Origin of the sequence: Alteromonas sp. 5E99-2 (assembly GCF_017368475.1) — a bacterium.
Lineage (GTDB): Bacteria > Pseudomonadota > Gammaproteobacteria > Enterobacterales > Alteromonadaceae > Alteromonas_F.
Map to the genome: position 1 here is coordinate 57,596 of NZ_JAFNJE010000009.1, position 26,083 is coordinate 83,678.

The 26,083-nt window shown below is 40.7% G+C and carries 29 protein-coding genes and 3 tRNA genes; 26 read left to right on the top strand and 6 right to left on the bottom strand.

What is annotated here, in order from left to right:
• Positions 1-39: 39 nt before the first annotated feature.
• From pheA to J3L16_RS10575, 3 genes are all read right to left on the bottom strand, one after another.
• Complete coding sequence (gene pheA / locus J3L16_RS10565; protein ID WP_207612951.1) at positions 40-1,218, bottom strand: prephenate dehydratase; 1,179 nt, start codon at positions 1,216-1,218, stop codon at positions 40-42.
• Positions 1,219-1,384: 166 nt separating this feature from the next.
• On the bottom strand, positions 1,385-2,185 hold the full coding sequence (locus J3L16_RS10570) for a response regulator (protein ID WP_207612952.1): 801 nt from the start codon (positions 2,183-2,185) through the stop codon (positions 1,385-1,387).
• Positions 2,186-2,221: 36 nt separating this feature from the next.
• Complete coding sequence (locus tag J3L16_RS10575) at positions 2,222-2,545, bottom strand: stress response translation initiation inhibitor YciH (RefSeq protein WP_207612953.1); 324 nt, start codon at positions 2,543-2,545, stop codon at positions 2,222-2,224.
• 154 nt (positions 2,546-2,699) lie between these two features.
• On the opposite strand from J3L16_RS10575, the gene J3L16_RS10580 reads away from it, so the two are divergent.
• The 22 genes from J3L16_RS10580 to J3L16_RS10685 all read left to right on the top strand — a co-directional run bounded on the left by J3L16_RS10580 (position 2,700) and on the right by J3L16_RS10685 (position 20,373).
• Positions 2,700-3,005, top strand: a complete 306-nt coding sequence (locus tag J3L16_RS10580; protein ID WP_207613036.1) for an STAS domain-containing protein — start codon at positions 2,700-2,702, stop codon at positions 3,003-3,005.
• Positions 3,006-3,009: 4 nt separating this feature from the next.
• Positions 3,010-4,683 (top strand): fused response regulator/phosphatase, encoded by a 1,674-nt coding sequence (locus tag J3L16_RS10585; RefSeq protein ID WP_207612954.1) that lies wholly within the window; start codon positions 3,010-3,012, stop codon positions 4,681-4,683.
• 65 nt (positions 4,684-4,748) lie between these two features.
• Positions 4,749-5,771, top strand: a complete 1,023-nt coding sequence (locus J3L16_RS10590; protein WP_207612955.1) for an extracellular solute-binding protein — start codon at positions 4,749-4,751, stop codon at positions 5,769-5,771.
• Positions 5,772-7,391, top strand: a complete 1,620-nt coding sequence (locus tag J3L16_RS10595) for an iron ABC transporter permease (protein ID WP_207612956.1) — start codon at positions 5,772-5,774, stop codon at positions 7,389-7,391. It abuts the gene before it with no gap.
• Entirely contained in the window at positions 7,363-8,346 is a 984-nt protein-coding gene (locus tag J3L16_RS10600; RefSeq protein WP_207612957.1) for an ABC transporter ATP-binding protein, read from the top strand. The genes J3L16_RS10595 and J3L16_RS10600 overlap by 29 nt, the downstream gene beginning before the upstream one ends.
• 10 nt (positions 8,347-8,356) lie before the next feature.
• Entirely contained in the window at positions 8,357-8,794 is a 438-nt protein-coding gene (locus J3L16_RS10605) for a TerB family tellurite resistance protein (protein WP_207612958.1), read from the top strand.
• A 153-nt stretch (positions 8,795-8,947) separates the two neighbouring features.
• Positions 8,948-10,714: an aspartate--tRNA ligase gene (gene aspS, locus J3L16_RS10610; RefSeq protein WP_207612959.1), complete on the top strand. Its 1,767-nt coding sequence runs from the start codon at positions 8,948-8,950 to the stop codon at positions 10,712-10,714.
• Positions 10,715-11,155, top strand: coding sequence for a dihydroneopterin triphosphate diphosphatase (nudB, locus tag J3L16_RS10615; protein ID WP_207612960.1), 441 nt, complete (start codon positions 10,715-10,717; stop codon positions 11,153-11,155).
• Positions 11,152-11,670: a crossover junction endodeoxyribonuclease RuvC gene (gene ruvC / locus J3L16_RS10620; RefSeq protein ID WP_207612961.1), complete on the top strand. Its 519-nt coding sequence runs from the start codon at positions 11,152-11,154 to the stop codon at positions 11,668-11,670. The genes nudB and ruvC overlap by 4 nt, the downstream gene beginning before the upstream one ends.
• A gap of 40 nt (positions 11,671-11,710) precedes the next feature.
• On the top strand, positions 11,711-12,322 hold the full coding sequence (ruvA, locus tag J3L16_RS10625; protein WP_207612962.1) for a Holliday junction branch migration protein RuvA: 612 nt from the start codon (positions 11,711-11,713) through the stop codon (positions 12,320-12,322).
• Positions 12,323-12,331: 9 nt separating this feature from the next.
• Positions 12,332-13,333, top strand: coding sequence for a Holliday junction branch migration DNA helicase RuvB (gene ruvB / locus J3L16_RS10630; RefSeq protein ID WP_207612963.1), 1,002 nt, complete (start codon positions 12,332-12,334; stop codon positions 13,331-13,333).
• Positions 13,334-13,599: 266 nt separating this feature from the next.
• Entirely contained in the window at positions 13,600-13,989 is a 390-nt protein-coding gene (gene ybgC, locus J3L16_RS10635; protein WP_207612964.1) for a tol-pal system-associated acyl-CoA thioesterase, read from the top strand.
• On the top strand, positions 13,979-14,665 hold the full coding sequence (gene tolQ, locus J3L16_RS10640; protein ID WP_207612965.1) for a protein TolQ: 687 nt from the start codon (positions 13,979-13,981) through the stop codon (positions 14,663-14,665). Before ybgC ends, tolQ begins: the two co-directional genes overlap by 11 nt.
• A gap of 20 nt (positions 14,666-14,685) precedes the next feature.
• A complete protein-coding gene (gene tolR, locus J3L16_RS10645) occupies positions 14,686-15,108 on the top strand; it encodes a protein TolR (protein ID WP_207612966.1) in 423 nt (140 codons plus the stop codon).
• A 4-nt stretch (positions 15,109-15,112) separates the two neighbouring features.
• Positions 15,113-15,889 carry a cell envelope integrity protein TolA gene (gene tolA, locus J3L16_RS10650; RefSeq protein ID WP_207612967.1) on the top strand — a complete coding sequence of 259 codons (777 nt, stop codon included), beginning with the start codon at positions 15,113-15,115 and terminating at the stop codon, positions 15,887-15,889.
• 41 nt (positions 15,890-15,930) lie between these two features.
• Positions 15,931-17,259 carry a Tol-Pal system beta propeller repeat protein TolB gene (gene tolB / locus J3L16_RS10655; RefSeq protein ID WP_207613037.1) on the top strand — a complete coding sequence of 443 codons (1,329 nt, stop codon included), beginning with the start codon at positions 15,931-15,933 and terminating at the stop codon, positions 17,257-17,259.
• Positions 17,260-17,343: 84 nt separating this feature from the next.
• Positions 17,344-17,910 carry a peptidoglycan-associated lipoprotein Pal gene (pal, locus tag J3L16_RS10660; protein WP_207612968.1) on the top strand — a complete coding sequence of 189 codons (567 nt, stop codon included), beginning with the start codon at positions 17,344-17,346 and terminating at the stop codon, positions 17,908-17,910.
• Positions 17,911-17,923: 13 nt separating this feature from the next.
• Complete coding sequence (gene ybgF, locus J3L16_RS10665) at positions 17,924-18,712, top strand: tol-pal system protein YbgF (protein ID WP_207612969.1); 789 nt, start codon at positions 17,924-17,926, stop codon at positions 18,710-18,712.
• A gap of 148 nt (positions 18,713-18,860) precedes the next feature.
• Positions 18,861-18,936 (top strand) — tRNA-Lys (locus tag J3L16_RS10670).
• Positions 18,937-18,966: 30 nt separating this feature from the next.
• Positions 18,967-19,042 (top strand) — tRNA-Lys (locus J3L16_RS10675).
• 120 nt (positions 19,043-19,162) lie between these two features.
• A complete protein-coding gene (gene nadA, locus J3L16_RS10680) occupies positions 19,163-20,194 on the top strand; it encodes a quinolinate synthase NadA (RefSeq protein WP_207612970.1) in 1,032 nt (343 codons plus the stop codon).
• Between the two features lie 88 nt (positions 20,195-20,282).
• A tRNA-Ser gene (locus tag J3L16_RS10685) sits at positions 20,283-20,373 on the top strand.
• A gap of 63 nt (positions 20,374-20,436) precedes the next feature.
• Here J3L16_RS10685 and J3L16_RS10690 read toward each other — a convergent pair.
• From J3L16_RS10690 to J3L16_RS10700, 3 genes are all read right to left on the bottom strand, one after another.
• The gene (locus J3L16_RS10690) at positions 20,437-22,341 is read right to left on the bottom strand and encodes an EAL domain-containing protein (RefSeq protein ID WP_242698795.1); all 1,905 of its coding nucleotides are present in this window, start codon (positions 22,339-22,341) and stop codon (positions 20,437-20,439) included.
• 16 nt (positions 22,342-22,357) lie between these two features.
• On the bottom strand, positions 22,358-22,582 hold the full coding sequence (locus tag J3L16_RS10695; protein WP_207612972.1) for a hypothetical protein: 225 nt from the start codon (positions 22,580-22,582) through the stop codon (positions 22,358-22,360).
• 196 nt (positions 22,583-22,778) lie between these two features.
• Positions 22,779-23,072, bottom strand: coding sequence for a helix-turn-helix transcriptional regulator (locus J3L16_RS10700; RefSeq protein WP_207612973.1), 294 nt, complete (start codon positions 23,070-23,072; stop codon positions 22,779-22,781).
• 196 nt (positions 23,073-23,268) lie between these two features.
• On the opposite strand from J3L16_RS10700, the gene J3L16_RS10705 reads away from it, so the two are divergent.
• The 4 genes from J3L16_RS10705 to J3L16_RS10720 all read left to right on the top strand — a co-directional run bounded on the left by J3L16_RS10705 (position 23,269) and on the right by J3L16_RS10720 (position 26,080).
• A complete protein-coding gene (locus J3L16_RS10705) occupies positions 23,269-23,484 on the top strand; it encodes a hypothetical protein (protein WP_207612974.1) in 216 nt (71 codons plus the stop codon).
• A 167-nt stretch (positions 23,485-23,651) separates the two neighbouring features.
• A complete protein-coding gene (locus tag J3L16_RS10710) occupies positions 23,652-24,344 on the top strand; it encodes a putative 2OG-Fe(II) oxygenase (protein ID WP_207612975.1) in 693 nt (230 codons plus the stop codon).
• A gap of 365 nt (positions 24,345-24,709) precedes the next feature.
• The gene (locus tag J3L16_RS10715; protein WP_207612976.1) at positions 24,710-25,564 is read left to right on the top strand and encodes a xanthine dehydrogenase family protein subunit M; all 855 of its coding nucleotides are present in this window, start codon (positions 24,710-24,712) and stop codon (positions 25,562-25,564) included.
• A gap of 27 nt (positions 25,565-25,591) precedes the next feature.
• On the top strand, positions 25,592-26,080 hold the full coding sequence (locus J3L16_RS10720) for a (2Fe-2S)-binding protein (protein WP_207612977.1): 489 nt from the start codon (positions 25,592-25,594) through the stop codon (positions 26,078-26,080).
• The last annotated feature ends 3 nt before the right edge of the window (positions 26,081-26,083 follow it).

The following is a 26,083-nucleotide window of genomic DNA, read 5'->3' on the forward strand; positions in this document are numbered from 1 at the left end:
GTCAGGCTCTAAAAACATGCTATTGATGTAAAGAGCGAATTATTCGCTCAGTGCATTTACAGCCGCAACGCGAGTTGGGCTAATTTCTTCACTTGGATAACAACCTAGTACTTTGAGGGTTCTAGCGCTTTTTCTCAGCTGTTCAAGGGCGTTTTGCATTGGCCCATCCTCGACATTCCCTTCAACGTCTAAATAAAACATTTCTTCCCAAGGGTTACCTGTAATAGGACGAGACTCTAACTTTGTCATATTAATGTTGTTATCACGTAATATGGTTAGCGCTTCTAGTAAGGCACCCGGTGTTTGCACCGTTGACATAATTAGTGTCGTTTTTGCCGGTACTTGTAAGGGAACTTTCACTGCGTCTTTAGCCACTACGATAAAACGGCTATGGTTTTCTTTTTGATTGGCCAAATTAGACTTAATTGCTGTTAGGCCATATAAACCACCACCCGCTTCACTGCCTATTGCAGCAATGGTGTTATCATTGGATTCTTTTACCGTTAACATGGCAGACGATGTGCTGTCACAGGTTTTTACTTCAACATTCCCTAAATCTGCGAGGAAATGGCTACATTGAGCAAACACTTGAGGGTGAGCGTACAAAGTCTTTATGTTTTTAATCTCACAGTCACCAGCAACAAGTAACGCATGGCGAATAGGGTGAGTAAGTTCACCAATAATACTCAGGTGAGTATGTTGGAGTTGGTCGTACACTTCATTGATACTGCCCGAACTTGTATTTTCGATTGGTAACACCGCGTAATCAGCGTCTTCGCTTTCAACTTTAGTGATGATTTCATTAAAACTTTGGCAACCCATTTCAACCAGCTCACTGGCACGGCGAGAAAAATACTTCTGGGTCGCTAAATAACTATATGAGCCCTTATCACCTAAAAAAGCGACTCTAGCTAAAGATAAAGTGCTACCAGGGTTAGCTCGCGCTGCTAACAAAGCTTGCTGATTGAGAACGGAGTCTTCAATAATGACATGAAAAAGCTGAGTGACATAATGGGCATCTAAGCCAACGTCATTGCCTTTTTTTATTAATCTTATTAGTAGCTCTTCTTCGCGTTTCTGGTCGCGAACAGGAATACCGTGATCAATTTTAGTTTCAGCAACTTGGGTTGTTAGCTCGCGTCTTCTGGCAAGCATGGAAAGCAAATCTGAATCTAATTTGGTTATTTCGTCTCTAACTGAGTGTAACGGGTTGGACATGGTGCGCCTAGTAAAAAAAAGTCCCCTAAGGGAGTATTCTGCTAGTGTAACGGGAGTGCTGTTTTACTAGCAATTATCATATTTTGATATTGTACCTGAATTTAAGAAGTCGCGCTTGTTATGTCAACGTAATTGATTATAAAAAGCGCATTTTTATTCCAACGAATTATTCGCTTAACAAAGCAGCAAGCATTTTTCTAACTTCAGCGGATTCAAAAGGTTTATCGCATAATGCGTTGACACCAGTTTGTTGGATATTGGTCATATGGGCACTGTCTGCTGATTCAGAGGTAACCATAATGATTGGAATGTGGGCTGTTTGAGGATTAAAACGAATATATTCAGCAAGTTCTCTGCCGTCCATCTCCGGCATATTGTAATCGGTAACGACTAAATCAAACTCACTCTCTTTAATATAAGTTAATGCTTCTGCGCCATTGACAGCTTCAGTAATAAGTTTAAGTCCCATACCTTCTAATACTCGACGTATGTGGTTTCTAGCTAGTTTGCTATCGTCAACTAATAGTACTCTTACTGTATGGATATCGAAAAACTCTAAGTCTAATTCATCAGTGTTAATTAAATCTAAACTGGCTTTTAAAGCTCTAGACAAATGTAATGGTTCAAAAGGTTTAGGTAAAATAGCTGCCACACCGGCCTGTTTAAATTCTTCTAATTTAGCTAAACGATTTTCACTGGAAACAAGCATGAAAGGAACTGCTGAAAGCTCAGTGTGTTCTTTTATAAATTTAAGCAAATCTATTGCAGTTCCGTCATCGTAATACATAGCACTGACAATAACATCTGAACTATGAGCTGTAAGAGCTGCTTTAGCTTCAGCCAAATTACTCACAGGGTCAACTTCGCTAACATTTTCTTTGATAAGCAACTGCGTTATTATTTTACGCTGCGTATCTGAAGGTTCCACCAGCATAATGTTTAGATCGGGTATAAGTAACTTTTCCATCCAACTTCCTGAATTTATTATTTTCTGGTGCGGTTTTTAGCCGCCCGCAATTTTTGATTTAAAACCAGCTCCTTCTAGTATAGAACGTATTTTTTCTCTGTCGTCAGTTTGTAGCTCAATTGTGCCTTCTTTTATTGCACCACCGCATCCACACTTCTGTTTTAGCTTTTTGCAAAGAGGCTTTAAGTCGTCCTTCCCTAACTCTAGACCTCGTATGACGGAAACACCAGCGCCTTTCCTTCCTTTTGTTTCTCGGTGAATGCGTGCAAAACCGTCTGCTGAAAACGAGATGTCATTATTTTTTTTGGTAGTCGTTGCTATTTTTCCAGATTGAGTTGAATAGACTAGAGGGTTGCTCATTGTTGATTATTCTTTGTTACACACTGATAAGGAATTATGGCAACGTCTTAAGCAGAGCTCAAGAGACGATGTAATTGTTATCGAAATTAGCGTTATTTCTATAGTTAGATCTATACTCAATAACGCTAACTTAGATAATGAGAATGAAAACACTATGCCTATAGAAGCTAAGACGTCATCAAATAACACTGAATTAACCATTGAAATAGATAGTAAATTCGACTTCACCAAAGTAGAAGAATTTAGAATGGCTTACTCAGAAACCGCTAGTGAAGTTCGCAAGGTTGTCGTTGATTTACAGAAAACCGAATACATGGACAGCTCTGCTTTGGGGATGCTTTTGAATATGCAGAGGTTTTTTGATGGTAAAGAGGTAACGTTTGACATTAAAAATTGCCAGCAACAGATTTTTCGTATTTTAACAATATCTCGTTTCGACAAAAAATTTAATATTAAATAACGTTATGCCGTCTCAGAAAATATTGATCGTCGATGACGATCCAATTAATAGGACGCTTCTAAGACATATGCTAATGGAGCAGGGGTATGGTGAGTGCTTCGAAGCTGAAGATGGTCAATCAGCGATAGATTTAGCGCAGCAATGTAAACCTGACATTGTCCTTTTGGATATAGTAATGCCTGGCATGGACGGGTTTGATGTTGCTAAATATCTAAAGGCACGAGCAAAGACTTACTTGCCTATTATTTTTATTACTGCATCAGATGATCGCAGTAAATTAATTAAATGCTTAGACGTTGGTGGCGATGACTTTGCATTAAAACCTTTTGATAAGTTTATTCTATCTGCAAAAATAAAAGCGCATTTGCGAATTCGAACCATGGCTCAGCAAATTGCCATGCAAAACCTCGAATTATCAAATTACCGCATTGGTGTTGATAGAGAACACGCGATTATTGAACACATTTATAAACATGCGTTAAAAAATCCTGCTCCAGCATTGTCTTTTTTTGATGTTAACCAAACACCCGCTGATAACTTTAGCGGAGACTTGTTTTTAACTCAGCCACACCCTAACGGCGGAGTATATTTACTACTAGGAGATTTTACAGGGCATGGCTTAGCATCAACAATTGGTGCAATTCCTGTTTTTCGTTCATTTGCTAGCATGACCGCTGATGGTATGTCCGTTGTTGAAATTGCCACTGAATTGAATTCTTCGTTGATTAATATTTTGCCACCAGACCGTTTTTTTTCTGCCATTATTTGTCACATAAATGAATCTGGAGAGCGAGCAATTGTTTGGCACGGCGGGCTTCCCGACATTTATTTGAAACGCAGAGTTAGTGGAGACGTCGAATCATATTCCGCAAAACACATGGCTTTGGGTATTTTACAGCCTGACGATTTTGAAACAGACTGCACTGTGATTGATTTAGAATCAGGCGATAGTTTATACCTTTCATCTGATGGCATAATTGAAGCAACGCCCATTAAAGATGGGCTAGATAGCTTATCAATTCAGGATATGTTGGGTGAAGATACACTTAGAGCTTGGATTGGTGAAGGTGATGATATATCGGTTACAGATATCGTAAATAAAGCCAAATCTACCTTGTCGAGGACTCAATTTGACGATGACGTTACGCTGATAAAATTCACCTCAAAAGATTTGAGTGTTCTGCGAAAAAGCCAAGTATTAACCCGTTTACCCTTTTCTTTTTCTACTGCGTTAGGCCCCAATGAATTTCGCGGAGAAGGGTGTGTAGAGCAAATTTTACAGGTGATTGCTAGTCAACAGGGTATGGCGTCTATTCGCTCTGATATTTTTACTGTGTTATCTGAAATGTATACTAATGCATTAGATCATGGCGTTTTGAAATTAGATTCAAAATTGAAAGAATCGCCCGATGGCTTTATGGAATATTACACCTTACGTCAGCAAAGGTTAGATGTTTTGACGGACGGATTTATTAAAATAGAAATTAATTTATATCCGTCTGAGAATAGCGTTGCTATTTCCGTTACCGATAGTGGTAACGGGTTTGACTATAAGTCTGTTTCTGTGGTGCATGATTACGCGTCCTCGGGCCGAGGGTTACTTTTATTGTCTGAAATCTGTGATTCGGTTTGGTTTGAAGGAAACGGTAATCGCATTGTTGTAGAACTTTCGGTATAGCCCCGCTGGCACAAATCAGATATTATCCAAATGAGACGTATTATTAATTATTTGGAGGTTATTGGGTGAACTACTTTCGTGTTATTGCGTTGTCTTGTTTGTTCGCAACTACGGTTACTAGCTTTACAGCAGTGTCTAAAGAAATTAACGTGTATTCGGCACGTAAAGAAGCATTGATTAAGCCTTTGCTCGACAAATTCACTGAGCAAACCGGTATTGATGTTAACTTAGTAACGGGGAAAGCTGACGGGTTAATATCTAGAATGCAAAGCGAAGGTGCGCTTAGTCCAGTAGATATACTAATTACCACAGATGCTGGACGATTGGTTCGGGCTAAAACACTAGGTTTGACTAAGCCTATACCTGCGCTGGTTAATCTAGACCGCGTCGATGATGCTTTGTTCGATACAGACCGTCATTGGACGGCATTAACGCTAAGAGCTCGTCCTATTATGTACTCTCCAGAACGAGTGGACGTAACCGGACTTTCAACACTAGAAGCGTTGGCTGATGCTCAGTGGCGAGGAAGAATTTGCATTCGCTCATCCAATAACATTTATAACCAGTCTATGGTAGCATCGTTAATTGAGCAATTAGGCGCCGGCAATACGCAAAGCTGGGCTGAAGGCTTTGTTAAAAACTTTGCTCGCCCTCCTGCTGGTGGCGATAGAGATCAAATCAAAGCGGTCGTGGCAGGGCAGTGTGATATTGCCATTGCAAATACTTATTACTTAGCGGGAATGCGTGAATCAGCCGACGCTGACACGAAAGAGGTAGCATCCAAAATCAAGGTGTTTTGGCCAAATCAAGACGACCGTGGTGCTCATGTCAATATTTCTGGCGTAGCCTTAGCCAAACATGCAAAAAACAGCGACGAAGCGGTAGCGTTGATCAGTTTCATGCTCGCTAACAGTAGCCAAGAATGGTATTCAGAAGTGAATGGTGAGTACCCTGTTGTAGAAGGTGTTTCTTGGAGTGAAACACTAGAAGCGATGGGGCGTTTTAAAGCCGAGTCAGTTTCATTGCAACTGGTAGGCGAGCGAAATGCAGAAGCGTTGCGTTTAATGGACCGAGCTGGCTGGAAGTAGTTGGCACGTATTCTGTTTTGGCTACTGCTTGTTGTAGTAGCCTTGCCTCTTGGTGTCATTGCCTTTAACTATACTCATTTAGATTATGGTTTATGGCAACACTTAACCGACACTGTTTTATCTCAGTATGTCACCAATAGCTTGTTACTGGCACTCGGTGTTGGGATAGGTACGGGCACTATAGGTACTGGGTTAGCTTGGTGTTTGACTCGCTATCAATTCTTTGGGAGCCGATGGCTAGCTTGGCTCGCTGTACTTCCTCTTGCAGTTCCGGCCTATATTATTGCTTATACCTATACGGGATATTTAGATTTTAGTGGCCCAATTCAAACATCTTTACGAGCACTATTTGGGTGGGGATACGGAGACTATTGGTTTCCTGAAATACGCTCTATTGGCGGCGCTATTGCCATGCTGTCATTGGTTCTATTTCCTTATGTGTATTTACTTGCCCGTAATGCGTTAGTGCTTACCCCACCGAATTTAATTCAAGCGGCACAAAGCCTAGGCATGAATAATAAACAAGTGTTTTGGAAGGTCATTTTTCCAGTGGCTAGACCGGCAATTTTGGCCGGTGTGATGCTAACTATGATGGAAGCATTAGCAGATTACGGCACGGTTGCCTTTTTTGGCGTATCAACTTTTACTACAGGTATTTTTAGAACCTGGTTTGGTATGGGCAGCCAATCTACCGCATTACAGCTTGCTGGAGTGCTAGTGGTGTTTGTTTTTAGTTGTGTGTATGTCGAGCAAGTCAGCCGTAGGAAAATGCTAAAAGAGGCTCAGGTAAATGCCACTCAACCTAGAAAAGTCACAGGCTTTAAAAGTGCGGGATTGTTCTTGTTGTGTTTATTGCCTGTGGTTCTAGGTTTTATATTGCCTGTTTTCCAATTAATAAACTGGGCTTTTTTACGTCAAAATGAATGGCAGCTTTCTTCTTATTTACCCTTAGTTGGGCAAACCCTTATGATTGCGAGCATCGGAGCTGTTGTTACTACCGCAGCTGCGTGTTTGCTGAGTTACGTAAGGCGTTTTAATCCAGGCTCTACACCATTGTGGACGTTGAATTTTGCGAGTTTAGGTTATGCACTACCAGGAGTGGTTATTGCGGTTGGTTTACTAGTCCCTTTTGGTTTTTTTGACAAATATGTGAATGCGCTCACAGTTGCTTGGTTTGATTATCAACCTGGCCTTATTTTATCAGGTACCTTATTTACTTTATTAATTGCGTATTTAGTGCGTTTTCTTGCGGTGGCGTTACAGCATACTCAAAGCGGCTTGTCGAGTATTACGCCTAGTATGGATAATGCCGCTGAAAGCCTAGGTCATTCTCGCTTTCAGATTATTCGACGAATACACTTTCCGCTAATGAAAAACAGTATTATTGCGGCTGTGTTGCTGGTTTTCGTCGATATTATGAAAGAACTACCTGCAACCTTGGTGTTACGGCCTTTTAATTTTAATACGTTGGCAATAAAGGCGTATGAATTTGCTATGGACGAACGATTACAGCAGGCAGCATTACCTTCTATCACTATTGTGTTATGTGGTGTTGCGCCAGTGTTTTTGTTAATTAAACAAATTAGAAAGAATGAGACCATGTATGTTAACCGTGACTAATTTAGCTCTGGGGTATGGCAGTACACGTTTATTAGAAGATATCAGTTTTTCGTTAGCGACTGGGGAAATTGGATGCCTACTCGGACCTTCAGGTTGCGGAAAAACGTCTTTGCTACGGGCAATTTGCGGATTTAATTCTGTACAAGCAGGAAAGATAGTCATTGATGATGCAGTGGTATCGGATGTTGATAAAAGCATTGCAGTAAAAGACAGACACATAGGTATGGTGTTCCAAGACTTTGCTTTGTTTCCTCATTTAAACGTATTTGAAAATGTGGCTTTTGGTCTGCATCTGATGAATGCAAATGAGCGCAAGAATAGAGCAGCTAAATGCTTAGAATTGGTAGGTCTGAATGACTTGTCTTCGCGCATGCCCCATGAATTGTCTGGGGGGCAAAAACAGCGCGTGGCGTTAGCGAGAGCTATGGCGCCAAAGCCTCGATTACTATTACTCGATGAACCCTTTTCTTCATTAGATGTCTCATTGAAAGAGTCTTTGTCTGCCGATGTTCGACGTATACTAAAAGAAGAAAATATCACCGGATTATTGGTGACTCACGATCAAAAAGAAGCCTTTTCAGTCGCCGACAGTATAGGGGTTTTGAATAACGGAGAGCTACATCAATGGGGTGATGCTAATGGGCTATATCACGCTCCAAAAACCGACTTTGTGGCTGAGTTTATTGGCGAAGGAACCCTTGTTAAAGACGCAAATTCAACATGTTACTTAGTTCGACCCGAGCATATTGTGATGGGAACGAGTGGGCAATGGAAAGGGGTTGTGAAATCCAGACAATTCAGAGGCAGTCACTTTATGTATTCTATGCAAGTGGTTAATAATGATGGCGAAGAGCACCATGTTATTGCCCAACATGGTATTGACACACTCTACGACATAGATGACTCGCTACAACTTGATATTAATTTTAGCCAAGCAATAAAAATTCACCAATAAAGAGTAAAACATGCTGAAGACATTTTTAACGTTATTTGAAAATAGCCAAGCAAGTGAAACAAACGAACATACCGTTGAACTTGCCACAGCGGCATTGTTAAGCGAAGTCGTCCGTGCCGATAATCAGATTGACGCGCAAGAATTACAGGCGGTGAAAAAACAAATAACAACGCACTTTTCACTCAGTAAGGAAGAGCTTTCTACCTTGTTAAACGACGGACAAAAACAATCTGAGCATGCTGTTGATTTAATACAGTTTACATCGGTAATCAATGATACCTTCGAGCTTGAGCAGCGAGTGAAAATACTTGAGAGCCTGTGGCAGGTTGCTCTTGCTGATGGCAATATAGATAAATACGAAGAGTATATTATTCGCAAAATATCTGATTTATTGTACATTCCTCATAGCCGATACATTCAGGCTAAATTAGCGGTAATCGAAGATTAGTTAGCTCGGTCGTTACCTAACTCACTTCTTTCATTTCTATTTAATTCATATTTGCCTGTTATTCCTGTGTATTTGCCATTGGGGTTTCAAGTGCATTTGTTTATACTATGCCCCATTGAAATAGAGTAATAATGTAAAAGAAGGTCGGTGGGCATGCGCTCGGATTATTGTGGAAATATTAATGCAGATCGTGCGGGACAAGAAGTCACGCTATGTGGTTGGGTAAATAAACGTAGAGATTTAGGTGGACTCATCTTTATCGACTTGCGCGACCGCGAGGGCATAGTTCAAGTTGTGTTTGAACCCGATGTTGCTGATGTGCATGAGCTTGCAAACAGTCTTAGAAACGAGTTTTGTATTGAATTAACAGGAACCGTTAGGCTGCGCCCAGAAGGTCAAGTTAATAAAGGTATGGCAACGGGAGAAGTGGAAATAGTGGCAACAGGCTTGTCTATTTTCAACCGTTCAGCGCCATTGCCTCTTGATTGGAATCAAGAAAACTCAGAAGAGCAGCGTTTAAAATACCGCTATTTAGATTTGCGTAGACCGCTTATGAGTCAACGCCTACAGTTCAGAGCAAAAGTGACTGGACAAGTTCGCAGATTCTTAGAAGAAGAAGGCTTTTTGGATATTGAAACGCCTATTCTTACCAAAGCTACACCTGAAGGCGCACGAGATTACCTAGTCCCAAGCCGTACCCACAAAGGTGAATTTTTTGCCTTACCTCAGTCACCTCAGTTGTTTAAACAATTATTGATGATGGCGGGAATGGATCGCTATTACCAAATCGTAAAATGTTTCCGCGATGAAGATTTACGCGCTGATCGCCAACCAGAATTTACGCAAATCGATATTGAAACCACCTTTCTAAATGCCGATGAAGTAATGAATATTACTGAGCGTATGGTAAGAGGCTTGTTTACTAGTCTGCTTGACGTAGATTTAGGTGAGTTCCCTACAATGACTTATGCGGATGCAATGCGTCGCTTTGGTAGTGATAAACCAGATTTGCGCAACCCTTTAGAATTGGTAGATGTTGATCACATTCTAAAAGACGTGGAATTTAAAGTATTCAGCGGACCTGCCAATGATCCTAAAGGACGTATAGCGACAATTTGCGTACCTGGCGGGGCCAAAATGTCTCGTAAAAACATAGATGAATATACTAAGTTTGCGGGTATATATGGTGCAAAAGGGTTGGCATGGCTTAAAGTGAATGAAAAAGCCAATGGTCTTGACGGTTTACAATCGCCTATTTTGAAATTTTTAAACGAAGAGGTTGTGGCTCAATTACTTGAAATTACCGGTGCAAACGATGGCGATATCCTGCTGTTTGGTGCCGATTCAATCAATGTCGTTACTGAAGCTATGGGTGCACTTCGTCTGAAATTAGGCGAAGACTTCGAATTAAACGAAGGTGAATGGCGTCCACTTTGGGTTGTTGATTTCCCAATGTTTGAAGAAATTGACGGTCAGTTGCACGCATTACATCACCCATTTACTGCACCGCGCGACTTAACCCCTGAAGAGTTAAAGTCACAAGCGACTACGGCATTGTCTAATGCTTACGACATGGTACTCAATGGTGTTGAACTAGGTGGTGGTTCGGTTCGTATTCACGACCAAGCTATGCAGTCGACAGTATTTGATTTATTGGGTATTGAAGCGGAAGAAGCTGAAGCTAAATTTGGTTTCTTATTAGAAGCATTGCGCTACGGGGCGCCGCCTCATGCCGGTTTAGCATTTGGTTTAGACCGCATGGTCATGTTAATGACAGGTGCTACGTCTATTCGCGATGTAATGGCATTTCCTAAGACAACCACAGCGGCGTGTCCACTTACTAATGCACCGAGCGCAGCGAACCCTCAGCAATTGGCTGATCTTGCGATTGCCACTGTTAAAAAACAAGACGAGGCGTAAATGCCATATAAAAGACCGGAATCTGTTTTAGTTGTATTGTACTCGGGTTCCGATGTTCTTTTGTTGCAACGAAAAGACGACCCCAACTTTTGGCAGTCAGTGACAGGCACTATGGAAGAAAACGAAACGCCGTTAATGACGGCGTATCGAGAAGTAGAAGAAGAAACTGGCTTGAGTTTTTCTGGTGGCAACAACACCATTGTCGACTGTAATACTGTGCGCCAATATCATATTCGTCCCGAATGGCAGCATAGATACGCACCGGAACATACGGTGAACACTGAACATGCTTTTTGTGTGGAAATAGACAAAGAAGCAGCACTCACGTTGACCGAACATTTGGCCTTTGAATGGTTGTCTAAACCAGATGCAATTAACAAAGCGTGGTCACCGAGTAATCAAGAGGCGATTGCTTCGTTTGTACCTGAACCTAAATTATGATTATACTGGGTATTGATCCAGGTAGTCGTGTTACTGGTTTTGGTGTTGTTGATTACAATGCTAATCGCTATCAGTATTTAGGTAGCGGTTGTATTCGCACTTCCACTGATGATTTACCGGGTAGGCTTGCGGTTATTTTTGATGGTGTAAGTTCTATTATTGAAGATTACAAACCTGAAGAATTTGCGATAGAGCAAGTGTTCATGGCAAAAAATGCTGACTCAGCGTTAAAGCTAGGACAAGCTCGAGGTGCAGCTATTGTCGCGGCTACTCAAGCCAAATTACCTGTTGCTGAATATGCAGCAAGACAAATTAAGCAAGCTGTTGTTGGTCAAGGTGCGGCGCAAAAGAGTCAAGTGCAACAAATGGTAATGCACATACTCGATTTGAAAAAGCGCCCACAAAGCGATGCCGCAGATGCCTTAGCAATTGCCATTTGCCATGCACATTCTAGACAATCACTTTTAAAACTTGCAGGACAAGCCAAAAGTACAGCAAGAGGTCGTTTGCGTTAATCAATGATGCACTGCCATAAAATAAGAGAATAAAATAATTATGATAGGCCGAATTTCTGGAACCTTAATTGAAAGAACCCCACCAAACGTATTAATTGATGTGGGCGGTGTAGGGTATGAAATACAAATTCCAATGTCTTGTTTTTATTCCCTACCTGAACAAGGTGAGTCAGTGGTTCTGCATACCCACTTCGTGGTGAGAGAAGACGCGCAATTATTGTTTGGATTTACCGATAAAATTTCACGTGAGCTATTTCGCGAACTGATCAAAGCCAATGGCGTCGGACCCAAATTAGGTTTAACTATTTTGTCGGGTATGTCGGCTTCACAAGTGCTGACCTGCGTGCAACAAAGCGATATTAGTTCGCTGGTGACGTTACCGGGCGTGGGGAAAAAAACCGCTGAACGCCTTGTTGTAGAACTAAAAGACAGATTAGCTAAGTTTGCTAAATCTACCGATGTTCCTATGCCTGATACCGCTCATGGTGATTTACCGTTAAATGCAGAAAATAACGCGAAACAAGAAGCCATTGAAGCACTCACTGCGCTAGGCTATAAACCTGCACAAGCAGAGAAAATGGTGAAGCTGGTTGCTAAGCCAGAATCAACTAGCGAAGTGTTAATACGCGATGCATTAAAAAGTAGCATGTAAGAGAGCGTTATGATTGAAGCTGACAGACTAATAGCGCCACATGAAACGAAAGACGAAGAAGTAGTCGATCGCGCTATTCGTCCTAAATTACTGAATGACTACACTGGGCAGCCCCATGTTCGAGAACAAATGGCCATTTTCATTGAAGCGGCTAAAAAACGCAGTGATGCTCTGGATCATTTACTTATTTTTGGTCCTCCCGGATTAGGGAAAACCACGTTAGCGAATATCGTCGCTAACGAAATGGACGTAAACATCAAAACAACGTCAGGCCCAGTATTAGAAAAAGCCGGTGATCTTGCAGCGCTGCTTACCAACTTAGAAGAGCACGACGTTTTGTTTATTGATGAAATACACCGCTTAAGTCCTGTTGTTGAAGAAATTTTGTATCCCGCAATGGAAGATTATCAGCTCGATATTATGATAGGTGAGGGCCCTGCTGCTCGTTCAATTAAGCTGGATTTACCACCGTTTACCTTAATTGGTGCGACAACCCGAGCCGGCTCGCTAACATCACCGCTACGAGATCGTTTTGGAATAGTGCAAAGGTTAGAGTTTTATTCAATCGACGACTTAACCACAATTATTAAACGCAGTGCTCATCACTTAAATGTGGATCTTAGCGAACAAGGCGCACGAGAAATCGCTAAACGCTCTCGAGGCACGCCTCGTATTGCGAACCGATTATTACGCCGAGTCCGGGATTACGCCGATGTTAAAACTCAAGGTAAAGTGAATGATAGCACCGCAGCTGCAGCTTTGGATATGTTAGATGTTGACGTTGAAGGGTTTGATTTTATGGATCGAAAGTTACTGACGGCCATAATTGACAAGTTTGACGGTGGACCAGTGGGATTAGATAACCTAGCCGCGGCAATCGGTGAAGAAAAAGACACCATTGAAGATGTGATTGAGCCTTTTCTTATCCAGCAGGGGTTTTTGCAACGTACACCAAGAGGGCGTATTGCGTCACAACGAGCTTATTTGCATTTTGGATTTCAAACGGAATAAATAAAAAAGCCCACACAAATTGTGTGGGCATAAGCAACATAAAATGTTGTAGGAAATATCAGGGATAAATAATGTCTAATATCAGCAGAAGAGAACTAAATAACTTCCTACTGCGACAAAACGAATTATAGAGATATTAGGAATCGTATCAACTGAATAAAAGTACTGTATTTGCATTAGAAAAACTAATGCAAATTGAATGTCGATTTTAACGCAAATAAGTAATAATAAACTGTATTATAGGAACTGAAAGTGCCTTGCATAACATGAAGATAAGAGTTTATTACGAAGATACAGATGCAGGTGGAATTGTCTATCATGCAAATTATCTTAAGTTTATCGAACGTGCGCGAACAGAGTGGTTGCGTGAACTGGGTTTTGAACAAGATCATTTATTGGAACAAAACCTCGCTTTTGTCGTCAAAGGGATTACTGCTGACTTTGTAAAAGCAGCAAGGTTTAACGAAACATTGAGTATTCATACGCACATAGTACAATTGAAAGGCGCTAGTATGAAGTTCAAACAAATAATAACTAATAGTCAAAACGAAGAGTGTTTTTGCGCAGAGGTTAAAATAGCCTGTATTAACCCTGTCACTTTAAAGCCCTCTCGTATACCAGCTTCAATTTTAGGGGAATGTAAACGTGTCATCTGAAATAACCTTTTTTGGTCTTTTTCTGGAAGCCAGTGTCGTTGTTAAACTAGTGATGTTAGCACTGGTCGCTGTATCTATTGCGTCATGGACTTTTATCTTTCAAAGAACGAAAGCTTTATCTTATGCGCGAAAAGAGATGCAAGCATTTGAAGATAAATTCTGGTCTGGTGCAGATCTAAACACCTTGTATCAAGAACTATCAGCCCGTGCTCGTTTAGATGGTATGTCTAATATTTTCTGCTCAGGTTTCAAAGAATTTGTACGTCTTCGCAAGGCAGGTACACCTTCCAATGCTATTGTCGATGCAACCTACCGCGCTATGCGTGTAAATATGTCACGGGAAATCGACAGCTTAGAAACAAGCCTTCCTTTTCTCGCTACAGCTGGTTCTATTAGCCCTTATGTGGGGTTGTTTGGTACGGTTTGGGGTATTATGAATTCCTTTATTGCACTTGGGCAAGTTCAGCAAGCTACGTTAGCTATGGTCGCTCCCGGTATAGCTGAAGCACTAATTGCTACGGCAATTGGTTTGTTTGCTGCAATACCTGCGGTTGTTGCTTATAACCGTTTTAGCAATCAAGTGGAAAAAATCGAGAACGCATATGGCAACTTTATGGAAGAATTTTCTGCAATTCTTCATCGTCAAGCAATGGCCGCGCAGCAGTCAAATAGCTGATTTAGCGAAAAGGGGATCTTATGTTTGTACGTAAACGCCGCCGTCCTGTATCAGAGATTAATGTAGTTCCTTACATTGACGTTATGTTAGTGCTACTCGTCATTTTTATGGTTACCGCGCCTTTAGTGACTCAAGGTGTAAAAGTTGAGTTGCCTAAGGCCAGTGCAGAACCAATTGAACAAGATGATAACCCTCCCATGATTGCGTCTATTGATGCGGATGGTTTGTACTATTTAAATGTAGGTGATAACCAAGAGCAAGCATTAGACGCCGAGGCACTTGCATTATTAGTACAATCTAAATTAAAGCAAAATGAAAATACCCCTGTGGTAGTAAAGGGCGACGGTGCTGTGCCTTATAAAAATGTCATTGGCTTAATGGTGCTTTTACAAAATGCTGGCGTACCCTCGGTGGGGTTAATGACTGACCCGGAAGATAGCTAGAGCAATGAAATTCGACCCAGCTTTAGCTAAGTCCTTTGGCTTGCATAGCGTAATTATCGCATTGCTTTTGATTAGCGTGAATTTTACCGCAGACCCTATTGCAATGCCTGTTCAAAATGTACCTGTTATTGAAGCGACCTTTATTGATGCGCAAGCTATTGCAGATAAAAAGAAAGAAGACGAACGGATTTTAGCTGAGCAAAAACGTATCGAAGATCAAAAGCGAGCTCAACAACGTAAAGCTGCTGATGCTAAACGTAGGGCTGAAGCAAAACGAAAAGCAGAAAAAGCGGCGAAAGATAAGCGTTTAAAAGAGCAAAAGCGCCAACAAGAATTAAAGAGAAAAGCGGCACAAGAAGCAAAGCGCAAACGAGAGTTAGAAGAAGCTAACAAACGCAAAGCTGAAGCCGCTAAAAAACAAAAAGAGCTAGATCGTTTACAAGAAGAGCAACTTGAAGCAGAGCGTCGAGAACAAGCGGCTCGGAGAAATCAGCAGCGTAATCAGCAGATTTTAAATGATGTAGAGCGTTATCGCGCAGAGATATATAGCAGAATTCAACGGCATATTATCGACGATCCGGCATTTAAAGGGAAAGAATGCCGCCTTAATATTAAACTTGCGTCGACGGGTCTTGTGATTAAGGTAAGTACCCTCGGCGGTGATCCTGCTTTGTGTCGAGTAGCTGAAAACGCAGTAGTCAGAGAAGAAAAACTCCCTGTGTCAGATGATCCTGCTGTCTATGAAAAATTAAAAAATATAAATTTAACGGTGAAGTTGTGAATATGATTGATATAAGGAAAGTGGCACAAGGTGTAGTGCTGATGTGTGGGTTATTCGCCCCGCTTTTGGCCAATGCAGCACTGGAAATTGTGATCACAGAAGGTGTGGATAGCGCAAGACCTGTTGCTATTGTGCCGTTTAAATGGAAAGGTTCAGGGGCGCTACCGGGTGAAATAAGCGATGTTATCAATGCTGACTTACGTAGAAGTGGAAAATTCAATCCTGTTAACACGGCGAATATGCCCCAATATCCGTCTACTGACAGTGAAGTTAATTACAGTGCATGGGCATCCACAGGAGCCGACACCATAGTGGTTGGCAGTATTTCGGATACACCCTCAGGTCAATACGAAGTCAAATTTGAAATTATTGATGTATTGCGAGCACAAGTAACCAATGGCAAGAGTAAATCCTTACAAAATGGAAATTTAGTGTTATCGGAAGATCACATTATAGATTCTCGTAAAGCTATTATTAATGCACAAGACTTCAGGCAGCATGGTCACAGAATTAGTGACGTCATTTACGAAAAACTAACCGGAACACGAGGCGCTTTTCTTACTCGTATCGCTTATGTGATTGTAAGAGACAGCAAAGTTTATGATTTACCCTTTCAGTTAGTGATTGCTGATTACGACGGTGAAAATGAAACTCGTTTGTTGTCCTCACCTGAACCACTTATGTCACCGTCTTGGTCTCCAGACGGTGAAAGCTTGGCTTATGTGTCATTTGAAAACCGTAGACCACAAATTTACATTCAAAATATTTACACAACTAAACGGACAAAGTTGACTGATTTTCCGGGCATAAACGGCAGCCCGGTATTCTCACCTGACGGTAAACAATTAGCCATGGTATTGTCGAAAGATGGTAATTCAGAAATCTATACCATGGATATTGCATCGAAACAATTACGTAGAATTACCCGAAATAGAAACATAGATACTGAGCCTTCTTGGACTCCAGATGGAAAAAGCTTACTATTTACATCAGAACGGGGTGGTAAACCACAGATTTATCGCGTAAATTTGGAAACAGGGAAGATTCGTCGCCAAACATTTGAAGGCGAAATGAATCTTGGTGCCACTATCGCGCCTGATGGGCAAGACATGGTGTTAGTGAATCGTACCCGAGGTAAGTACCATATCGCTAAGCAAGCGTTAGAAGGCGGAGCGATACAAGTGCTTACTCGAACCGATTTAGATGAATCGCCGAGTATTGCGCCCAACGGAAGTATGATTATTTACAGTACCTTATACAATGGTACCCAAGTGTTATCGTTGGTCTCACTTGATGGCCGTTTTAAGGCTAGGTTACCGGCAGCGAACGGGCAAGTTAAATCGCCCAGTTGGTCGCCCTATCTGTTTTAAAATATAAGTAGGTAAGCTACTACTCGTAACAACAATTGAATCATGTAGTACATTAAGAACGTACAACAATAAGGATTATCAAAAATGCAGCTAAACAAAATTATGAAAACGCTCGTTATCGCCATACCTATGGTTACTATGGTGGCGTGTAAGTCAGGCCCTACGGAAGCAGAGTTAGAAGCAGAGCGTAATCGCGAAGCGCAAGCTCAGCAACAAGCTGCTGCTGAAGCGCAAGCTGCAGAAGAAGCTCGTGTGAAAGTAGAAGCGGCTGCTCGAGCAAGCCGTGCTGCAGAAATCGTTGAACAAGAAAAACAAGCTTTGATTAACGACCAAACCGTATATTTCGAGTTTGACCGTTCAAGTGTGAAAGCTGAGTTTTATCCAATTCTAGATAAGCATGCGGCGTTTTTGGTTAAGAACCCTAGTCAAACCGTGGTTATCGAAGGCCACTGTGATAGCCGTGGTACACCTGAATACAATATTGCACTAGGCGAACGTAGAGCGCAGTCGGTAGAAACCTACTTGCGTAACCAAGGCGTATCGTCTAGCCAAATTTCTGTTGTATCTTACGGTGAAGAAAAACCAGTAGTATCTGGTGCAACTGAATACGCTTTCGCGCAAAACCGTCGCGGCATCGTTCGTTACAACTAAGGTAACTCAGCTTATGCGTTATTTTATTAAAGGCGAAGCATTGTGCTTCGCCTTTTTATTCTCTACATCCGTATTCGCACAAGCGCCAGTGTCTGATGTTAATCAAACTTCAGCTGCTAATAACGGTGCGGTAAATTCAACCCTAGCTGTTTCTTCACTAGAAGAACGCGTAGCGGTACTAGAGCGTATTATTAAATCTAGAAACGTTATGCAACAAAGCTTACAAACTCAGCTAGATGACATGCAGTATGAAGTCGACGAACTGAGAGGCACGGTAGAGTTACACACCAATCAACTTGAAAAAGTACTACAGCGACAACGAGAGCTCTATTTAGAAATAGACAAGCGCGTAGAGTCTCTTAAAAGTACTCAAATACAAGTGCCTACAACGACTCCAACTATTAACGAACCTATAGCGTCTGTTGAGTCACAGTTAGGTGAATCGGAATCATACGATAAAGCCGTAAATCTGATTTTGAAAACGCGAGAATACGATAAAGCGATACCTGCATTTCGTGAGTTTTTGCAAGCTTATCCAAACAGTGAGTTTGCCGATAATGCGTATTATTGGTTAGGGCAGTTACTTTTTAACAAAAAAGAGTGGGCTGATGCTGAATCGTCGTTCTCTACAGTTGTGAATAATTTTGCCGACTCAACAAAACGCGCAGATGCTATGCTCAAATTAGGTGTTATAAAGCAAAATTTAGGGCAGGGCTCACAAGCGAACGTTTGGTTTGAACGTGTACTTAGTGAGTACCCAAATTCTTCTGCTGCTAAGTTAGCAAGATCTCGCCAGCAATAATATTTATCGCTAAGCCGGTTTTTGTGTGTGTTTTGACCACTTGAACCGGTTTTTACGAAAAAAAGACAATAAAGTGCTAATTAAGGTTGCGCAGTCTCAGTAAATGAGTATTATATGCGCCCGTTGCCTAGCACAGGTAACAAATGATGGGTCGTTAGCTCAGTTGGTAGAGCAGTTGACTTTTAATCAATTGGTCGCTGGTTCGAATCCAGCACGACCCACCATCATTTAGTTAAGCGTTACAATATGTATATGGGTCGTTAGCTCAGTTGGTAGAGCAGTTGACTTTTAATCAATTGGTCGCTGGTTCGAATCCAGCACGACCCACCATATATACTTCTCTCAGTTAATCGATATCAATTTAATAATTACTTCATCACACAGATGCACTCACTTTATACTTTAGGTATAATTATCGAACATTAAAGATTTTCAAGCACGAGATGCTACATGTCCCAAGTTTCACGCGTTGATGCAATAGCGTATCCGTTTCCACAAAAACCTATTCCTTTGACCGCAGCTGACAGCGAATGGTACGAAAAAGAAATCACTCGGCTTTTAATTGAAAAAAACGCGGCCTTGGTTGCGCATTATTATACCGACCCTGAAATTCAAGCATTGGCAGAAAAAACCGGTGGCTTTATTTCAGACTCGTTGGAAATGGCGCGCTTTGGTCGAGATTGCGACGCGCAAACCCTTATCGTGGCGGGTGTGCGTTTTATGGGGGAAACCTCAAAAATACTCAGCCCCGAAAAGCGCGTATTAATGCCCACACTTGAAGCTACCTGTTCACTCGATTTAGGGTGTCCTATAACCGAATTTAGCGCCTTTTGCGATGCTCATCCCGACCACACTGTGGTTGTGTATGCAAACACGTCGGCAGCGGTGAAAGCAAGAGCCGATTGGGTTGTAACTTCAAGTATTGCGCTGGAAGTTGTTGAGTACCTAGATAGCCAAGGTGAAAAAATAATCTGGGGACCGGACAGACACTTAGGAAGCTATATTGCCAATAAAACTGGGGCCGACATGCTAATGTGGCAAGGTGAATGTATTGTTCATGACGAGTTTTCTGCAACGGCCTTGAACGATATGAAAACTCTTTATCCAGACGCTGCGGTTTTGGTACACCCAGAATCACCAGCAAGTGTAGTGGAAATGGCCGATGCCGTAGGCTCAACCAGCCAGCTCATTAAAGCGTCACAAACCTTAGATAACAGTACTTTCATTGTTGCTACCGACAAAGGCATTTTCTATAAAATGCAGCAACTGGCACCTGGAAAGACATTTATTGAAGCGCCAACGGCAGGGAATGGGGCAACCTGTAAAAGCTGTGCACATTGTCCGTGGATGGCAATGAATGGCTTAAAAGCCATTTATAATTCATTAATGCATGACACCGGACACGAAATTCACGTAGACGACGAATTGCGTAAACAAGCCCTTATTCCACTTGACAGAATGCTAAGTTTTAACAAACCTTAAGTTTTCGCAAAATTAAGCACACAATACTTGATTACAACACGTAATTTCCCTAATATACGGCGGCTTCAAAAGCCCAAGTATCAAATTCGGAGAGATGGCTGAGTGGCTGAAGGCGCACGCCTGGAAAGTGTGTATACGTTTATAGCGTATCGAGGGTTCGAATCCCTCTCTCTCCGCCATATTATAGAAAAAGCCCTGCTAGATTTAGCGGGGCTTTTTTGTATTTGGATTATGGGTCTTTGCTACGACAAGGAGTTATTGAAAGATTCTTCTTGTGCTCGATAGTAATTTAGGGATTGAGGTTTACCAAAATAATAACCTTGTTGTAAAACATAGCCCAAACTGGCCAATAATTCACTTTGTTCAGCGGACTCTATACCTTCAATAATGCAGTTCATATGAAACTCATTGGCAATGGTTTTAATGCACTTCAGTGTCGTGCTATGACTTGTGGCATCTTCAACAAAAGCTTTGTCTACTTTTACGGTTTTCGCAGGCATTTTATGAAGGTAAGCCAGTGATGAATAGCCTGTACCAAAGTCATCAATGCTTAAGTTGATACCCTGACTTACAAGCTCTTTTGCTTGGCACTTTGCGTTATGGATATTATCAACTAAAACACCTTCTGTTAGCTCAATGGTAAGATCATTAGGTCGTAACGAGTGGGACTGGATAATATTTGAAACCTTTTCAGCCGCACCTTCTTGGTTCATATGCATACCTGACATATTGACTGACATTTTGAGTTCTTCACCAAAAAAAAGTCTGAATTCAGATAAGTCGGACAGGGCGCGATTCAAAACCCAATATTCGAGACAATCGATGGACCCCATATTTTCAGCAATTTTTACAGCCTCTTCAGGATTTATATACCCTAATTCATCATCGAACCACCTAAGTAAAGCTTCAAAAGCAACCACTTTATTTGAACTTACATCGGTAATTGGTTGGTAAAAAACTTGTAGTTCATCTTCCTTTATTGCCGTCATTAAACGATTAGAAATATCACTGACTCGTTTTAAGGCAACATCCATTCCTGGTTGATAAAAGGTACATCTGTTTTTCCCTTTTTGCTTCGCGTTAAACATTGCTGCGTCTGCGCGAGAAATGAGTAAATTAATGTCTTTTCCGTTGTAGGGGTATTGAGCAATTCCAATACTGGCTGATAAAATTGACTGACCTCCTATTATTTGTTCAAACGGTGCTGACAAATCTTTTAAAATCTGATTACACAAATTTATTACATGGGCTTTTTCAGAAACCCCTTCTATACAGAAAATAAATTCATCCCCACCAAAACGAGATAAGATAGAACCATTAGTACAATGGCTTAGTAATCTCTTCGTGACCTCTAATAGCACTTTGTCTCCCATATCATGGCCAAATGAGTCATTTACCATTTTGAATCCGTCTAAATCTATACACAACAAAGCAAAGTTGTAATTGGGAAGGCTCTTACCACGATGAATAAGATCTGACAGTTTCTCGGTCAATCCTCTGCGGTTTAATAACTGGGTGAGAGGATCCGTTAAGGCTTGTTTCCTTAATGAAACTTCAAGAGATTTTCGTTCATTAACGTTATGGAGCTGTATTAATATAGAACTATCTACTTTTCCCTTATTAGACAAGGTTGTTTGCAAACGATACCACTGTTCACCCGCTAAACTTTTAAGAATAATATCGTCAAAAAAAGGCTCATCGCGTTTCATTTTAGATAAAAGGTTTAGTGCAGTTCCCTTGTTATCACATAGCTGCTCAATATTTTTTATATTTAGGCCAAATTCGTTTGCAAACGTAGGGTTTGAGCTAATTAAATCCCCAGACTGTGTAAGAGTCGCAACGATAATGGTTTTGCTTAAATATTGCCGTTGGAATTCGTCATTGACTCTAAAAGCTTCAACTAATAGTGCCATTCTTCCATCTTCAAGCTGATATCTGGAGAATTGGCTAAATGCAGTGATTTCTACACCATTGGGAATGAATGACCAAATTTCTTGATACGTATCGTTGTTGTATACGCCATCTTTATAAGCAGTTAAGGTTTGTCTAGTCGCTTCAGACATATTAGTTTTAAAATCTCTATCTTGTAGAGACGTTAAGTCGGGTTCTCCCCAAAAATCCAATGCAGCTTGATTCCCCCAAACCATTGTTGAGTTGTCTACATCAAAAATCCATATAGCTGACTTCAGCGTTTGATATACACTCAGCAAGAATACGTCCCCAGTCTAGTACATTAGATTTGATAAAAATAAACGATATGATCAGAATAAGATAGTAATCAAAATCTTGCGAATTTTTTTGAAAAATACTCTTTGCTTTTGCTTTTGCTTTTGCTTTTTCTTTTTGTAAAGGTTGTTTTATATCTGAAAATACATATAAATTCGACACCAATGAAAATAAAAAAAGCCCGATATAAAACTAGCAATATCAGGCTTTTTATCTGTTGTTGATAACGTTTTAAACTAAATTAGCAGCAACAACTTTCTTTGCAACATTCACATGTTTTGTTTTGACAACATTCAGATTGCTTACAATCGCACTTACAGTTACTTTCGCTCATAGGTACTCTCCGGTTAAAAAACTATTAGGTATTGGACTCGATTTTGTCGGCAAGGGCTCTTAGCTCTTTGGCAACATTCGCTCTGTCGAGGCTATAGGTCTTTTCTCGTCCTTTTTTGTTGAAGGTTAAAACGCCGCTTTGTGTGAGCGTCTTAAGGTGACGAGACACAACAGAAGAATCAACGTTACAACAGTCGCACAAACACATCGCATTTTGTGGTGTTTGGCATTCACACAGTTTGTAAACTAATGAAAGTCTATTAAATTCTCCTAAGGCCTTTAAGAGATCCACGGTTTCTTGTATTTGTTCAGTTTTCATTTGTTTATTGTTGCATATATTTGCAAGTATGCAAGTTTGTTCATTGTTTTTTACTTTAGTCCCAAACGGGCGCGATGCGACAAAGATAAACAGCTTAGGCGTAAATAATAGGGATCAAGGTTGGTTTTTGGTTCTTTATCGGTATAGTTGCCTGATATCATGTTGCTTTTCATTTTTGAGGGAAAGGGTTTTCACTATGCCAATCAGTAATGGTTTACTCGGAAAAATTGTAATCGTATTTGCAATTATTATGGTTTCGCTTGGTTACTATTTAGGAAAAAGAAAAACTCAAACGCCGGTGCTAACAGCCGTTATTGCTTTTTTTAGTGCACTTCTTCCGCCAATTGCAATTGTATTTTTAATGGTGTTAGTAATTAAAAACGATGTAGAGCCGCCATCAGAACGATACTGAGCGCCTAATTTGATACCTTATTAAGACAATGTACATTGGCTTTTAGAACTTGATGATAAAAGTTATGTGCGCTTTCTAATTCCCATATTTAAGCTCTGAAAAATTGGGTTTGTCCAAATTCTGATGAGGGAAACTAGGACGTAATTTAATACTTCAAAGAGGGTAATATGAAACAAGAGAATGAGCATATTCACATGCTTTGGCCTACGCCAATTTTACGGAAGAAATTTGATAAGCACGAATTAATTAACCCTAAACTAATTAAGTTGTTTTACGATCAAATGCGCGCAGACAATATTCCTGATGCACCCGTCTATTCGAGCAAAGACGATTTGTTAGTGCGTTACAATAATGAAGCGCTGAATCAATTATTCGCCTTTATTTCGAATTCAATGTTTGAAATAGCAAGTACAATGAATGGTGATATGTGGAAGCATAGCGCGTCAAAAAAAATGAATATGAATGTGGTTGGGGCGTGGTTTCAAATACAAAATGGACACGGGTTTCATGAAACTCACAATCATGGTAACTGCAGTTGGTCCGGTGTTTATTATGTTCAAGTAGATGATGAAAAAAAACGCATTGCCAATAAAGAACTGGGTGAAAAAAATGGCGTGACACGTTTTTATGGACACCATATGGATTTGATTGGTGGTGGCTACATGGATTCAGGTAATCATTATTTACAGTCAACTAGCTTTGATTCGAAACCTGAAGCTGGCGTGCTGTGTATATTTCCTTCCCACCTTAAACATATGGCTTTACCTTATATCGGCGAAAAAGACCGAATCATTGTGTCGTTTAATGCACAGGTTCATGGCGATAAAGGTGATGCTTTATATGATTATAGCTTTGTTTAATTCATGTCTTATTTTAGAAAAAATCCAAAATAAGACATGAATAAATAAGAAAACTTACCTCTATTTCTTATTTCCTTTATAAATACAAAAGCGAAGTCGATGTTGACGACTTTGTACTCCTATTTAAAATTTGATTGTACAAAATAAGCACTTAAGTATTGATTGGTACTATTGAAGCTGCCATATGGTCTGTTCGTGAATTAGAGTTTGAATGCTTGTTAATAAGGGTGTTAGTTTAAATCTGCTAAATTTTTATTCAGATTGTTAATCTTGTGTATTTGTTATGTTAAATTATTTACATGAGTACCTTTGTAAGTGCTAAAACGCTAATAAGATAAATAATTCAAGGAATTTCGAGGGTCACAATGATAGCTCCCAATTTTAAATACCATGCACCAATGAACTTGCAAGACGTCTTTGCTCTTATGAGCGAGTTTGGATCAGACGCGAAATTGTTAGCGGGAGGGCATAGTTTATTGCCTATGATGAAATTTCGATTTGCCGAACCCGCACACTTAATTGATTTAGGCAATGTTGAAGGGCTTAAAGGGATTGAAGTCACAGAGGAGTCACTCACCATTGGAGCGATGACATCGGAAAATGATCTATTGCGCTACCCTGATATGATTAACATATGCCCGCTTTTAGACAAGGCAGTCAGATTAATTGCTGACCCACAAATCAGAAATAGAGGCACTATTGGGGGAGATATCGCTCATGGCGATCCCGCGAATGATCAGCCTTCAATAATGCTGGCGCTTGATGCCACATTTGTACTTTCTTCTTCTTCAGGAAACCGCAAGTTAAAAGCTGACCAATTTTTTATTGGTACTTATGAAACAGCATTGCAATCAGGGGAACTACTTTCAAAAATCATTATTCCTCGTGCCGCAACCAAGAAGCGTTATGGTTTCCGAAAATTGAAGCGTAAAACAGGGGATTTTGCCACAGCTGCATGTGCGCTGACGTTGACTCTTGAAGGGAAACAGTGTCGAGATGTGCGTATTGCGTTAACTAATCTAGGGCCAAAATCATTTCGTGCTGAACGAGCGGAATGGCTACTCAATTCTCAGCCATTATCTGACGACAGTATTAACGCGGCTATACATTTGGCTATGGAAGACTGTGAACCTGCAGAAGATCAACGTGGGAACAGTGAATATAAGATAAAAATGGCTGGTGAGATGCTAAAACGAGCACTTAGTGATGCTATTGCATAATGCAGTTCAGAATAAAGGAGGTGAATAATGTCGAATAATAAAATCAATTTTAATCTCAATGGTAAAGATACAGAAGTTGAAGTTGAAGACCGTACTTTGCTGGTTCACGCACTACGAGAAAAGCTAAACCTTACAGGTACTCATATTGGGTGTGATACTACCCACTGTGGTGTTTGTACTGTTGATATCGATGGTCAATCAGTTAAATCGTGTACTGTTTTAGCCGTTCAAGCTGCGGGTAAAAAAGTGATTACCGTCGAAGGGCTAGCTGACACTAAAGGACTACATGCTGTACAAGCTGCGTTTATTAAAGAGCATGGTTTGCAATGTGGTTTTTGTACTACAGGCATGATGATGCGTGCGTATCGCTTTCTTCAAGAAAACCCATCACCAACAGAAGAAGAGATCCGTTGGGGATTATCTGGAAACCTATGTCGCTGTACCGGTTACCAAAACATCATTAAGGCAGTGATGACCGCAAGTGAGAATTTAAAGAATCTTGCCGCAGCAGAATAAAAT